The organism is Lentzea sp. NPDC058436, assembly GCF_042721515.1.
Lineage (GTDB): Bacteria > Actinomycetota > Actinomycetes > Mycobacteriales > Pseudonocardiaceae > Lentzea.
Genome location: NZ_JBHXLF010000001.1, coordinates 550,719 through 562,733 on the forward strand (window position 1 = coordinate 550,719; position 12,015 = coordinate 562,733).

13 protein-coding genes are annotated in these 12,015 nt (G+C 70.4%); 12 read left to right on the forward strand and 1 reads right to left on the reverse strand.

Translation table 11 applies throughout. The annotated features are described in order from the left end of the window. Positions 1–158 precede the first annotated feature (158 nt). From ACFWN2_RS02365 to ppk2, 4 genes are all read left to right on the forward strand, one after another. The gene (locus ACFWN2_RS02365; protein WP_382424350.1) at positions 159–611 is read left to right on the forward strand and encodes a universal stress protein; all 453 of its coding nucleotides are present in this window, start codon (positions 159–161) and stop codon (positions 609–611) included. Positions 612–622: 11 nt separating this feature from the next. Continuing rightward, a complete protein-coding gene (locus ACFWN2_RS02370; RefSeq protein ID WP_382424351.1) occupies positions 623–1,072 on the forward strand; it encodes a universal stress protein in 450 nt (149 codons plus the stop codon). Then, positions 1,069–1,464 (forward strand): HPP family protein, encoded by a 396-nt coding sequence (locus ACFWN2_RS02375; protein WP_382424353.1) that lies wholly within the window; start codon positions 1,069–1,071, stop codon positions 1,462–1,464. The genes ACFWN2_RS02370 and ACFWN2_RS02375 overlap by 4 nt, the downstream gene beginning before the upstream one ends. A 109-nt stretch (positions 1,465–1,573) precedes the next feature. Continuing rightward, positions 1,574–2,365, forward strand: a complete 792-nt coding sequence (gene ppk2 / locus ACFWN2_RS02380) for a polyphosphate kinase 2 (protein WP_382424355.1) — start codon at positions 1,574–1,576, stop codon at positions 2,363–2,365. A 45-nt stretch (positions 2,366–2,410) separates the two neighbouring features. Here the strand turns inward: ppk2 and ACFWN2_RS02385 are convergent, their stop codons facing one another. Next, a complete protein-coding gene (locus ACFWN2_RS02385) occupies positions 2,411–2,956 on the reverse strand; it encodes a hypothetical protein (RefSeq protein ID WP_382424357.1) in 546 nt (181 codons plus the stop codon). A 110-nt stretch (positions 2,957–3,066) separates the two neighbouring features. Between ACFWN2_RS02385 and ACFWN2_RS02390 the strand changes: the two genes are divergently transcribed. The 8 genes from ACFWN2_RS02390 to ACFWN2_RS02425 all read left to right on the forward strand — a co-directional run bounded on the left by ACFWN2_RS02390 (position 3,067) and on the right by ACFWN2_RS02425 (position 11,998). Next, positions 3,067–3,864 carry a DinB family protein gene (locus tag ACFWN2_RS02390; RefSeq protein ID WP_382424359.1) on the forward strand — a complete coding sequence of 266 codons (798 nt, stop codon included), beginning with the start codon at positions 3,067–3,069 and terminating at the stop codon, positions 3,862–3,864. A gap of 144 nt (positions 3,865–4,008) precedes the next feature. Then, complete coding sequence (locus tag ACFWN2_RS02395) at positions 4,009–5,886, forward strand: DUF1996 domain-containing protein (RefSeq protein WP_382424361.1); 1,878 nt, start codon at positions 4,009–4,011, stop codon at positions 5,884–5,886. Positions 5,887–6,073: 187 nt separating this feature from the next. After that, a complete protein-coding gene (locus tag ACFWN2_RS02400; protein ID WP_382424362.1) occupies positions 6,074–6,322 on the forward strand; it encodes a hypothetical protein in 249 nt (82 codons plus the stop codon). A gap of 1 nt (position 6,323) precedes the next feature. After that, on the forward strand, positions 6,324–7,619 hold the full coding sequence (locus ACFWN2_RS02405) for a sensor histidine kinase (RefSeq protein WP_382424364.1): 1,296 nt from the start codon (positions 6,324–6,326) through the stop codon (positions 7,617–7,619). After that, positions 7,616–8,269 carry a response regulator transcription factor gene (locus tag ACFWN2_RS02410; protein ID WP_382424365.1) on the forward strand — a complete coding sequence of 218 codons (654 nt, stop codon included), beginning with the start codon at positions 7,616–7,618 and terminating at the stop codon, positions 8,267–8,269. The genes ACFWN2_RS02405 and ACFWN2_RS02410 overlap by 4 nt, the downstream gene beginning before the upstream one ends. A gap of 61 nt (positions 8,270–8,330) precedes the next feature. Continuing rightward, positions 8,331–9,605: an SLC13 family permease gene (locus ACFWN2_RS02415; RefSeq protein WP_382424367.1), complete on the forward strand. Its 1,275-nt coding sequence runs from the start codon at positions 8,331–8,333 to the stop codon at positions 9,603–9,605. Between the two features lie 8 nt (positions 9,606–9,613). After that, positions 9,614–10,747: a glycerate kinase gene (locus tag ACFWN2_RS02420; protein ID WP_382424369.1), complete on the forward strand. Its 1,134-nt coding sequence runs from the start codon at positions 9,614–9,616 to the stop codon at positions 10,745–10,747. 216 nt (positions 10,748–10,963) lie between these two features. Next, on the forward strand, positions 10,964–11,998 hold the full coding sequence (locus ACFWN2_RS02425) for a S1 family peptidase (protein WP_382424371.1): 1,035 nt from the start codon (positions 10,964–10,966) through the stop codon (positions 11,996–11,998). Positions 11,999–12,015: the final 17 nt, after the last annotated feature.

Consider the following 12,015-nt stretch of genomic DNA (forward strand, 5'->3'; position numbering starts at 1 on the left):
AGCCGGCCGGGCCGCTACAGGGACCAAAGACCCTGTCCGGGGCAACGGGAGTCCTCCTCTCCGGACCCGGTCGTGGTGAGCGCCGGGGACGAAGGTCCCGGACGGCCAGGGACCCCGGGCACTCACCGGCCACCACGGCGGCCGGAAGGCTGAAGCGCATGAGCGAGAACGAATCCCGGCCCGTCGTGGTCGGCGTGGACGGATCAGCCGCCGCGCAGGCGGCACTGCGGTGGGCCGTGGACGACGCGAGGCGCAGGGGGTGCCCGGTCGACGTCATCTCGGCGTGGCACCTGGACTACGGCGCGATGATCGGGCCGGTGCCCGCCGAGGTGCTGCTGGCGATGTCACCGCAGGCCGTCGAGGAGACCGCGCGCAGGGGACTGGACGCCGCGGTGGCGGAGTTCGAGGGGGTCGAGATCCGCCGGGTCCTGGTCGAGGGCGACCCACGGGAGGTGCTCGCGAAGGCGTCGGCGGACGCGGAGCTGCTCGTGGTCGGCAGCCGCGGGCACAGCGTGCTCGTCGAGGCGATCCTCGGCTCGGTCAGCTCGTACTGCGTGCACCACGCCTCGTGCCCGGTCGTCGTGGTCCGCGCTCCGAAGATCGAGAACTGAGGGAGGAAGCCATGGGCCGCGAACCGGTCGTGGTGGGCGTCGACGGGACGCCCGCGTCGGAACGGGCACTGCGATGGGCGCTGGACGAGGCGTTCGTGCGCGACTGCCCGCTGCACGTAGTGCACGCGTGGACCTTCGAAGCACTCACCGGCTGGAGCGAGACCACCGAGCAGCGCGTGCGTTCCGCGTCGGAGACCCTGATCGAGAAGGCGATCCGGAACGCGTCGCGGCAGCGCACCGAGCTGCCGGAGATCGTGCGCAGGAGCCTGCGCGGCCACGCGGCGGACGTGCTGGAGCGCGCCTCGGAGGGCGCCGCGATGGTGGTCGTCGCCTCGCGCACGGACCACCGGATCCGGCAGATCGTCCTGGGCTCGACGAGCATGCACGTGGTGCGGCACGCGCACGCGCCGATCGTCGTCATCCCGATGAACGACCGTTCACTGGCGGAGACCACGCGATGAACGCCGGCGACGCCCTGGTCCGTCCATTCGTGACGGTGGCGCCCGGTGACTTCGCCCGGCACGCGGCCGGTCTCATGGACGACTTCGGCCTGTCCGTGGTGCCGGTGGCCGACCAGCACGTGTTCCTGGGCGTGGTCACGAGGGAGGACGCGCTGGGGGGCGGGGACGGCGTGCCGTTTCCCCTTGTGCGGCAGGTGATGTCGCAGCCGGTGCTGGTGGCGGCGCGCGACACGCCCGCGGACGCGTTGTTCGACGCGATGAGCCGTCACGAGGTTCTGACCGTGCCCGTGCTCGACGAGGGGCAGGTCGTCGGCGTGGTCACCAGACTGTCCCTTCTCAGGGCGATCACGCGGAACGACGACCTGACCGCCGGTTCCGCCGTCCACGACTGACCCGCGCCGCTCAGGTGGCAGCCCCGGCCTGCGGTCTTCATGCTGGACACGGCGGCGTGCGTCGCCGCGGAACCGGAGCAGTGGCGCCGACGCCACAGAAGGGCAGCTGATGGCGAAGCTGGGACGACAGGCGTACGAGGAGGAACTGCTGCGGCTGCAGACAGAACTGGTCAAGCTGCAGGAGTGGGTGAAGGCCACCGGTGCCCGGCTCGTGGTGGCGTTCGAAGGCCGTGACGCGGCGGGCAAGGGCTCGGCGATCAAGCGGATCACCGAACACCTCAACCCCCGCGTCGCCCGCATCGTCGCCCTGCCCGCGCCCAGCGAACGCGAACGCACGCAGTGGTACTTCCAGCGCTACGTGGCACATCTGCCCGCGGCGGGCGAGATCGTGCTGCTGGACCGGAGCTGGTACAACCGCGCCGGCGTCGAACGCGTGATGGGCTACTGCACTCCGGAGGAGCACCGGCTGTTCCTGCGGCAGTGCCCGCAGTTCGAACGCATGCTCGTGGAGGACGGTGTGCTGCTGCGCAAGTACTGGTTCTCGGTGAGCGACTCCGAGCAGGAACGCCGGTTCCGCAAACGGCTCGACGACCCGCTCAAGCGCTGGAAGCTGTCCCCGATGGACCTGGAGTCGCTGACGCGCTGGGAGGACTACTCGCGCGCCAAGGACGAGATGATGGTGCACACGGACGTGGCCGAGTCACCGTGGAACGTGGTCGAGGGCGACGACAAGCGCCGGGCGCGGATCAACATGATCGCCCACCTGCTCAGCACGATCGACTACCACGAGGTGACCGCGCCGGGGATCGAGCTGCCGGTCCGGCCGCCGTCGAGCGGCTACCAGCGCACGGACCGCGCCCTGCAACGGGAAGTGCCGGACCACGCCGCCAAGCTCGTCTGAACGCGTGGGAGGGCGCCGCTTTCCACGGCGCCCTCCCACAGGTTCTCACCGCAGCCAGGGATTCGCCTTCACCACGGGCAGGCCGTTCCACCACCGCGCCACGCTCCAGACCGGAGGCGTGGCCGCGAGCGCGACCAGCACCAGGGCGTAGACGACGTGGTAGTCGATGAGAGGGTTGGTCGACATCGTCGCCTCGCCGCCCGAGGTGTGCAGAGCCGGCGGCCACTCGGCGGCCCACATGAGCGCCATCATCACCGCGCCTCCGGTGGCCGCGATCCGCAGGCCGGCCCCGAGCACCAGCGCCACGCCGATCGCGAACAACCCGGTCATGAAGAGCGCGTCGGCCCACCAGGTTCCGGCGATCGCGCGGAACACCGACTGGAACGGCCCGACGTCGACCCCGCTGAGAAAGCCCTTCGTGGGCGATCCTCCCGAGAACCACGCGTTCCCCGGCCGCGTGGCGTAGCCGAGGCCGAACGCCTTGTCGGCGAACGCCCACAGGAACACCGACCCGATCGCGACGCGCAGCACCGCGAGGGTGACCGGACCCGTTCCCGTCCGGGTGCCGTCAGGAGCATGAACAGCGAACATCGTTACCTCCCAAGGAATTCTGCCAGGTCGAGTCTCGCTGGGAACGCCGTCCTCGTACGCGGCCCTTGGTCCCGACCTGCTCGGGCCGTAACGCTGTGAGAAAGTCGCCCATGAGGAACTTCAACCACTCCGACGACCTCCGTGGTGCCGCGTTCGTCGACGTGAGCGTCCGAGGTGCGAGGTTCACGCGGTCGGACCTGTCGGGTGTCGTGATGCGGGCGGTGGACGTCTCGGGCGCGGACATCGACGCGCCGTGGCTGCTCGACGGCGAGAGCGTGCTGCTGGTCAACGGTGTGGACGTGGCGCCGTTGGTCGAGGCCGAGCTCAACCGGCGGTTTCCCGGCAGGGAGGAGCGGCGCGCGGAGGACCCGGACGGGTTGCGCGCGGCGTGGGGCAAGGTCGAGGCGGCCTGGGCCGCGGCCCTCGACCGCGTCGAGGCGATGCCCGCGGGCACGACGGACGTCTCCGTGGACGGCGAGTGGTCCTTCGCGCAGACGGTCCGTCACCTGGTCATGGCCACGGACACCTGGCTGCGCAAGGCGGTCCTGGGCGAGGAGGAGCCCTACCACCCGCTGGGGCTGCCGAACGCGGAGTACGAGACCGACGGGTACGACATGGCGGTCTTCGTGTCGACGACTCCGTCCTACGCGGACGTCCTCGAAGTCCGGTCCGGACGGATGGCGATGGTCCGCGACTTCCTCGCCGGGGTGACCGCCGACGACCTGCGCGTGACGCGCGCGAACCCGTGGGGTCCCGAGCACCCGGAGTCGACCCTGTCGTGCCTGCACACGATCTTCGAGGAGGAGTGGGAACACCTGCGCTACGCCTGCCGCGACCTCGACGCTCTCGGCCTTCGAACAGAACCGGACGCGAGCGAACAGACCCTCGGCGGCCGTGACTCCGGGTGATCGCCCGGTCACGCTGAACGCCACCAGGACGTTCGCGGATCCGGTGGCGCCGCGTTGGATTTTGTTCGAATGCATTTTTTTGTTGAGCCGTTGATCCGTGCCGTACGTATGCCCGTTCATGCGCCGCATGAACGAGGAGGACGAATGACGCACCGCGTGACGGACAGACGGAAGTTCCGCCTGATCGCTTCGCTGTCGGCGGTGGCCGTGGTCGCAGCGGGTACCGCAACTGTGGCGCTCGCCGCCAAGAACGGCGAGCCGGCACCGCTCACCGCGTTCGTGCCCATTGAGCAGGTGAGCAAGAACGTCGTCGAGCCCAAGGTCGGCAAGAACGGCGCCGCAGGCGTGTTCAGAGTCGAGTGCGGCACGAACGAGAACGGCAAGTTCAGTGCCGACAACCCGGTCGCCCAGCCGGGTCTCAAGCACGGTGCGCAGCACGTCCACGACTTCGTGGGCAACCTGTCGATCAGCGCGGAGTCGACCGACGAGAGCCTGGTCGACTCGGAGACCACCTGCCGCAACGGCGACCGCTCGTCGTACTTCTGGCCCGTGGTGCGGATCAACACCAAGGCCAACCCGCAGGACGTCGGCTCGAACCCCGACAAGATCAAGGAGAACGGCCCCGGCGAGGTCGCGTGCCCCGGCGTCGCCGAGCGCCTGCCCGCCGTTCCGCAGCGGATGCGCGACGAGATCATCAGGAACCTCCAGCAGCTCGCCCAGCAGCTGAGGGAAGCCAACGACCGCGTGGCGCGCGCCCAGAACCCCGCGGACCCGAACTTCGTCAACAACTCCGTGCTCGGCCCGTTGCGCGCCAAGCGCGCCGAAACCCTTGAGCGCATGGCGAACGCACTCAGCCGTTCCGCGCGCAAGCCGAACCTGCGCTCGCTCGCCGACTGCGACCTGCGCTGGGGCCACGGCGGCAACGGCGGCGGCAGCGGCCACGGCCACTCGAAGCCGCGCAAGTTCGCCCCGGACGGTGTTCTCCAGCAGGCCGAGCAGAACGGCGCCGAGCAGGACGCCGCCACGCCGACGACCAAGTGCCCGTCCGTGCGCGAGGCCCTGCCGGGTGTGCCGGACCAGGCCCTGGACGAGGTGGACAACAACCTCGACCAGCTCGACAAGCAGATCGCCGAGGCCAACCAGCGCCTGGTCACCAGCAAGGGACAGGGTGGCGCGAACTTCATCGACAACGCGATCCTCGGTCCGCTGAAGGACAAGCGCGCCGCGACCCTCGACCGGATCGCCATCGCGATCGGCCGCAACGGCGAGAAGCCGCAGGGGCTGGAGCGCCTCGCGAAGTGCGGTCTGAACGAGGGTGAAGAGGGCGGCAACGCCGGCAACGGCGAGAACAACAACGGCAACGGCAACAACAACGGGGGCAACAACAACGGTGGTACCACCACCAACCCCGCTCCGACCACCACCACGGTCGCGCCGGCGCCGCCCCTGGCCGCTCCCACCGGCAAGAACCTGGAGCTCGTCGGCAACAACGGCAAGATCGTCCGGCCGGCCGAGGTGAAGATCGAGTACCGCGGCAACGCGGCCAGCAAGGTCACGGGCATGCCGAAGTTCCTGAAGATGGTCGTCGGTGACGCCAAGCCGACCAGCCGCGGCCCTGCCAACGCCCGTGCGACCTGGACGTGCAGCGGCTTCGAGGACCGGCTGTCCGACAAGTACGTGGTCTGCCCGAACGGCAGCAAGGTCATGCGCGTGCACGACTTCGCGGGTTGCTGGGACGGTCAGAACGCCGACAGCGCCAACCACCGCGACCACGTCCGGTTCGCCGACAAGCAGTCCGGCGCGTGCCCGCAGGGCTTCAAGGCGATCCCGCAGCTGCGGATCAGCATCTCGTACAACATCGCCCGCGACGTCCAGCAGAAGGGCCAGTACCAGCTCGACGCGTTCCCGGAGGAGAACCACAACCCGTTCTCCGACCACAACGACTTCGCCAACGTCAACTCCGACCAGACGATGGCCAAGATCGTGAAGTGCGTGAACGACGGCCGCAAGTGCAGGGAGTAGCCGTCGCCTGAACCACCACGGGTGGGGCGTTTCCGGGCTCGACGTCCGGAAGCGCCCCACCCGTTTCACGTCGGGACGAGACGAAGAGATCTTCATCTCGTCCGGAAGCGCCCCACCCTGACCTAGATGAAGAGATCTTCATCTAGGTCTCATGCGGGACGGCGCGGGGTGGTAGAGGATCAGCCGCATGCTGCCGTCCGCCCGCGCCGGCACGGTCCTCGTGGCCGTGCTCAGCGTGGCGTGCGCGCTCGCGGCCGTGTTGCTGGTGCTCACGGTGGTGCGGCCGGTGCCGCCCGAGGTGCGCGCGCCTGAAGTGCAGATAGGCCGGTCGGTTCCGCCGGCCACGTCCTCCTCCGTGGTGCCCACCACCACTCCCGGATCCGTGCTGCCTCCACCGCCGCCGGTCGATGACGACGACGACGGCGAGGACGACTGACGTGCCGGCCCGCGTGAAGATCATGTGCTGGCTCCTCGGCCTGATGACGCTCGTGCTCACGACCGTCGTGTTCGTGGTGTGGCGTTTCCTGCTCGTGGACGTCGACGACCGCGTCAACCGGGCTCTGGAGCAGGAGACCGGCGAGTTCAGCACCTACGCCGAGACGCACACGGGTGAGGCCGCCGCCGTTGCCGAGGCCCACCTGCGCCTGCAGTACCCCGACGCGCACGAACTCCACATCGCCGTGTTGCCCGGTCGTGTGCTGGTTCAGCGCGCGGAGGCGACCTACGCGTTGGACAAGGACCGCGCCGCGCTCGGTGCGATCACGTCGTCGGCGGCGCCGTGGGGTGTCGTGTCCACACCGGCCGGTCCGTTCCGCTGGGCGAAGGTGCACACGACGGCGCCCGCGGAGATGTCGTTCGTCACCGGCTACTTCGAGGACGGCGTGCACGCCCCGGTGCACTCGACGGTGCGCGTGCTGGTGCTGGTATCGCTGGCCGGGTTGCTGATCGCCGCGTTGATCGCCTGGTTCGTGGCCGGCGTGATCCTCGCGCCGGTCAGGATGGTGCGCCAGGCCGCCGCCGAGATCACCGAGGACGACCTCACCCGCCGGATTCCCGTCTCCGGCAACGACGACGTGGCCGCGCTCGCCCAGCAGTTCAACTCGATGCTGGACCGGCTCGACCGCTCGTTCCGCCTGCAGCGCCAGTTCCTCGACGACGCCTCCCACGAGCTCCGCACGCCGATCACCATCGTGCGCGGCCACCTGGAGCTGCTCGGCGACTCGCCGGAGGAACGCGCCGAGGTGGTGCGGCTGTGCACCGACGAGCTCGACCGCATGGCCCGCCTCGTCGAGGACCTCCTGCTGCTGGTCAAGGCCGAGCGGCCGGACTTCCTGCGTCCCGTCGTCGTGAGCCTGCCGGAGCTGACCAGTGACATCGACGCGAAGCTCCGCGCGCTCGGCGACCGCCGCTGGGTGCTGGAGTCGATCGCGGAAGGAGAGGCAGTGCTGGACCCGCAACGCGTGACCCAGGCCGTGGTGCAACTGGCGTCGAACGCCGTGCGCCACACCACCTCCGGCGCGACCATCCGGTTCGGGTCCTCTGTGGACGACGCGGTGTCGTTGTGGGTGGCGGACTCCGGGCCGGGCGTGAGCGACGAGTCGATGCTCTTCTCCCGGTCGACCGGCCTCGGGCTGCCGATCGTGAAGGCCATCGCCGAGGCGCACGGAGGCGCGGTGCGGGTGAGCTCGGTGGCGGGCGAGGGAGCGACGTTCGTGGTGGAGGTGCCCCGATGACCGGCCGCATCCTGATCGTGGAGGACGAGGCGCGCATCGCCTCGTTCGTGGAGAAGGGCCTGCGCGCCAACGGTTTCACCACGTCGGTCGTGGCGTCCGGTGCGGACGCGCTGTCGTGGGCGGCCTCGTTCGACCTGGTGGTGCTCGACCTCGGGCTGCCGGACCTCGACGGGTTCTCGGTCCTGCGGTCGCTGCGCGAGCAGGGCGTGGCGACACCGGTGATCATCCTGACCGCCCGCGACTCCGTGCACGACACCGTGGCCGGCCTGTCCGGTGGTGCAGACGACTACATGACCAAACCGTTCCGCTTCGAGGAACTGCTGGCCCGCGTGCGACTCCGGCTGCGGCCGCCCGGCGTGCCCGAGTCCACCGTGCTGACGGCCGGGTCGCTGTCGCTGGACCTGCGGACCCGGCAGGCGGTGCTGCCGTCCGGTTCGGTGGACCTGACCGCGCGCGAGTTCGCGTTGCTGGAGCTGTTCCTGCGGCATCCGGGACAGGTGCTGGTGCGGGAGCAGATCCTGTCGCACGTGTGGGGCTACGACTTCGATCCCGGGTCCAACGTGGTCGACGTGTACGTGAGGTCGTTGCGGCGCAAGATCGGCGTCGACCGCGTGGAAACGGTGCGCGGCATGGGATATCGCCTCGTGTAGATGAAGGCTCCTTCATCCGGGCCTCACGTGTGGATCAGCCTGCCCGCGCAGGATCGTCCTCGTGATCCTGACGATGGTGGTCTTCGCGGTGGCGGTGGTGCTCTGGACGTGCACGCCGCTGGACGACACGTTCGTCGCCCTCGCGGCCGTGGTGACGTTGTTGCTGTTCGGCGTGCTGCCGGCCTCGGCCGCGGCGGTGCTGGGCGGGTCGACGACGTGGCTGCTGATCGCGGCCTTCGTGCTGGCGCACGGGGTCTCGGCCTCGGGTCTGCCCGCACGGCTCGCGACGTCGCTGGTGGGCAGGGCGCGGTCGGTGCGCGGCCTTCTGCACCTGACCGCGTTCGCTCTGCTGCTCACGGCCTTCTTCGTGCCGTCGACCTCGGGCAGGGCGGCGTTGGCGCTGCCGGTCCACCGGGAACTGCGGGTGGGACGGCGGGTGTCACGGGCGCTCGGCGTGCTGTTCCCGTCGGTGATTCTGCTGACGGCGGTGGCGACGCTGGTGGGCGCCGGAGCGCACCTGATCACCAGCGCGTTGCTGGCGGAGGCGACGGGGGAGGGGATCGGGTTCGGGCAGTGGCTGCTGCTGGGACTGCCGCTCGCGGTCGTCAGCGCCCACGTGACGGCCGAGGTGGTGCTGTGGCTGTTCACGTCACGGGCGGACCGGTCCCGTCCGCTCGTGGTGGACCCGCCCACGGTGGAGTTCGCGGTGCCGCCGCGCGTCAGGCGGACGGGGCTCAGCAGGCCTGAGATCACGTCCCTCGTCATCCTCGGGACCGTCTCGGCCGCCTGGCTCACCGAGCCGCTGCACCACGTCGCGCCCGAGGTCGTCGCGCTCGCCGGCGCCGTCGCCATCACGGTCCCGCGCGTCGGCACCACCACGCTCAAGGCGGCGCTCGCCGAGATCCCGTGGTCGTTGCTCCTGTTCATGGCCGCCACCACGATGCTCGGCACGGCACTGATCCGTTCCGGCGCCGCCACGACCATCGCCGGCCTGGTCAGCCCGGACCGCCTGCTCCTCACCGTGATCGCGGTGAGCCTCCTCGCGCACCTCGTGATCCAGTCCCGGTCGGCGCGCTCCTCTGTCCTGGTCCCGATCGTCATCCCGCTCGCCGCGGCCGCAGGGATGAACCCCGCCGCACTGGCGTTCGCCTCCACCGCGGCCGCCGGCTTCTGCCACACCTTCACGTCGTCCGCGAAACCCGTGGCGCTCTTCGCCCACGCCTACCGGCCTCGCGACCTGATCAAGCTCTCGGTCGTCCTGGCACCGATCACCGGCGCGCTCGTGCTCGCGTGCGCCGTCCTCCTCTGGCCGCACCTCGGCCTCCCACTGAAATGAGGTCACCGATGCGTTTCCTGGTCGCTCCCAGCGGTTTCAAGGAGTCGCTCGACGCGTGCGCCGTCGCCGACGCGATCGCGCGCGGCATCTACCGCGTGGTTCCCGGCGCGGTGGTGGACAAGACGCCGCTCGTGGACGGTGGCGAGGGTTCGGCCGCCGCGCTCGCCGAAGCCACGAACGGCACGCTCGTGCCCACGCGCGTCACCGGTCCGGTCGGCGAGGAGGTCCTGTCCCACTTCGCGCTGCTCGGCGGCCCCGGTCCCCGCACGGCGGTGGTCGAGATGGCCGCGGCGGCGGGCCTGAGGCTCGTTCCCCGGTGGCACCGCGATCCGGCGACGACCACCACGTACGGCGTCGGCGAGCTCATCCGCGCCGCGCTCGACCTGGGTGTCGACCGGGTGCAGGTCGGGTGCGGCGACTCCGGCACGTCGGACGGCGGCGCCGGCGCGTTGCAGGCCCTGGGCGCCCGCATCACCGACGCGCGGGGTCGCGAGATCGGGCGCGGGGGAGCGGCGCTGGCCGGCGCCACGTCCCTCGACCTGTCCGAAGTGGACCCGAGGCTGGACAAGGTCGAGATCACGGTGGCCTGCAACCAGCACAACGTCCTTTGTGGAGACCGGGGCGTGGCCAGGGTGTTCGGCCCGCAGAAGGGCGCTACCCCCGCCCAGGTCGAACTGCTCAGCGACGCCCTCGGCACGTGGGCGGACCTGCTCGGCCCCGGCGTGCGCACGATGCCGGGCGGCGGCGCGTCGGGTGGTCTCGGCGCCGGTCTGCACGCGCTGGGCGCCACACTGCTGCCGCGCTTCGACGTCGTCCTGGAGCACTCCGACCTCGACGCCCGGCTGCCGCACGCCGACCTGGTGATCACCGCGGAGGGCGCGATCGACGGCCAGACACCGCACGGCAAGGTGCCCGCGGAGGTGGCGCGCCGCGCCAAGAAGCACGGCAAACCCGTCATCGCGCTCGCCGGCACGATCGGGGAGAACGCGCGCGTCAACCACGACGCCGGCATCGACGCCTATGCCAGCATCATCGCCGCGCCGGTCAGCCTGGACACCGCGATGGCCACGACCGCCGAACTCCTCACCGACGCCACGGAACGCACATTGCGGCTGCTGCTGGTCGGAGCCGCCCTCACGTGACGTGCCCTGGAATCCCGACTAATGCGGTGATATCGCTCCGGCCAATCAAGACGCTAATTTATTTTCCGTCATTCGCATGTTGACGAGTGTCTTAACAGAGAAGTGGTCGACAAATTTTATTATCGTCTGGACGCTTCTCTTCGAATCGAGCACTCTGTCTTTCCGTATCCAGGCGAGCCGCCCCGCCTTCCGCTACGGAACATTCGAGGAGAATTGATGAGCGGTCGTACTGCCGCCCTCGCACTGGCCTCCGTCGCAGCTCTGGTGGCCGGGCTCGCCGTGACCGCGCCGGTCGCGCACGCCGCGCCCGAGCCCGGTCGACTGGCCGCGGACCTGGGCGCCCGGCTCGGAGCGGCGAGCGCCGGATCCTATGTGGACGAACGCGGGCAGCTCGTCGTCACGGTGACCGACGCCGCCGCGGCGAAGGCCGTGACCGAGGCGGGTGCCCGTGCCGAGGTCGTCGAGCACAGCGCCGCGACGCTCGGCGCCAGCGCCGAGGTGCTGGACCGCACGGCGCGGATCCCCGGGACGTCCTGGGGGATCGACCCGGCCACCAACCAGGTCGTCGTGTCCGCCGACGCGACCGTGACCGGTTCCGCGCTCGCCCGGCTGAGGTCCGTCGTCGCGGGACTCGGCGACACCGCGAGACTGGAGCAGGTCGGTGGCTCGTTCAGCACCACCATCGTGGGCGGTGACGCCATTCTCGGCGGTGGCGTGCGCTGCTCGCTCGGCTTCAACGTGAAGACCCCCGGCACCAGCACCGCGTACCTGCTGACCGCCGGCCACTGCGGCAACGCCACGTCCACCTGGAGCACCTCCGGCGGCCAGGTCATCGCGTCCCGGGTGGGGACCAGCTTCCCCGGCAACGACTACGCCCTGTTCCGCTACACCAGCGACATCAACCGGCCGGGCTCGGTCAACCTCTACAACGGCACCCACCGCGGCATCGACAACGCGGGCGACGCCGTCGTCGGGCAGACCGTCGGCCGCAGCGGCAGCACCACCGGGTTCCACCGCGGCAAGGTCACCGGACTCAACGTCACGGTGAACTACGTCGACGGCACGACCGTCACCGGCATGATCGCGACGACGGTCTGCGTCGAGGGCGGGGACAGCGGTGGCCCGCTGTTCGCCAACAACACCGCGCTCGGCCTGACCTCGGGCGGCAGCGGCAACTGCACCAGCGGCGGGCGGTCGTTCTACCAGCCGGTCACGGAAGCCCTGAGGGCCTACGGGGTCGCCGTCTACTGAGCACCACGCCGGGCCGG

Coding starts and splice junctions, on each gene's coding strand:
- ACFWN2_RS02395 (WP_382424361.1), top strand. CDS start 4,009: ATGACGCACCGCGTGACGGACAGACGGAAGTTCCGCCTGATCGCTTCG.
- ACFWN2_RS02385 (WP_382424357.1), bottom strand. CDS start 2,956: ATGTTCGCTGTTCATGCTCCTGACGGCACCCGGACGGGAACGGGTCCG.
- ppk2 (WP_382424355.1), top strand. CDS start 1,574: ATGGCGAAGCTGGGACGACAGGCGTACGAGGAGGAACTGCTGCGGCTG.
- ACFWN2_RS02425 (WP_382424371.1), top strand. CDS start 10,964: ATGAGCGGTCGTACTGCCGCCCTCGCACTGGCCTCCGTCGCAGCTCTG.
- ACFWN2_RS02375 (WP_382424353.1), top strand. CDS start 1,069: ATGAACGCCGGCGACGCCCTGGTCCGTCCATTCGTGACGGTGGCGCCC.
- ACFWN2_RS02370 (WP_382424351.1), top strand. CDS start 623: ATGGGCCGCGAACCGGTCGTGGTGGGCGTCGACGGGACGCCCGCGTCG.
- ACFWN2_RS02390 (WP_382424359.1), top strand. CDS start 3,067: ATGAGGAACTTCAACCACTCCGACGACCTCCGTGGTGCCGCGTTCGTC.
- ACFWN2_RS02410 (WP_382424365.1), top strand. CDS start 7,616: ATGACCGGCCGCATCCTGATCGTGGAGGACGAGGCGCGCATCGCCTCG.
- ACFWN2_RS02400 (WP_382424362.1), top strand. CDS start 6,074: ATGCTGCCGTCCGCCCGCGCCGGCACGGTCCTCGTGGCCGTGCTCAGC.
- ACFWN2_RS02420 (WP_382424369.1), top strand. CDS start 9,614: ATGCGTTTCCTGGTCGCTCCCAGCGGTTTCAAGGAGTCGCTCGACGCG.
- ACFWN2_RS02365 (WP_382424350.1), top strand. CDS start 159: ATGAGCGAGAACGAATCCCGGCCCGTCGTGGTCGGCGTGGACGGATCA.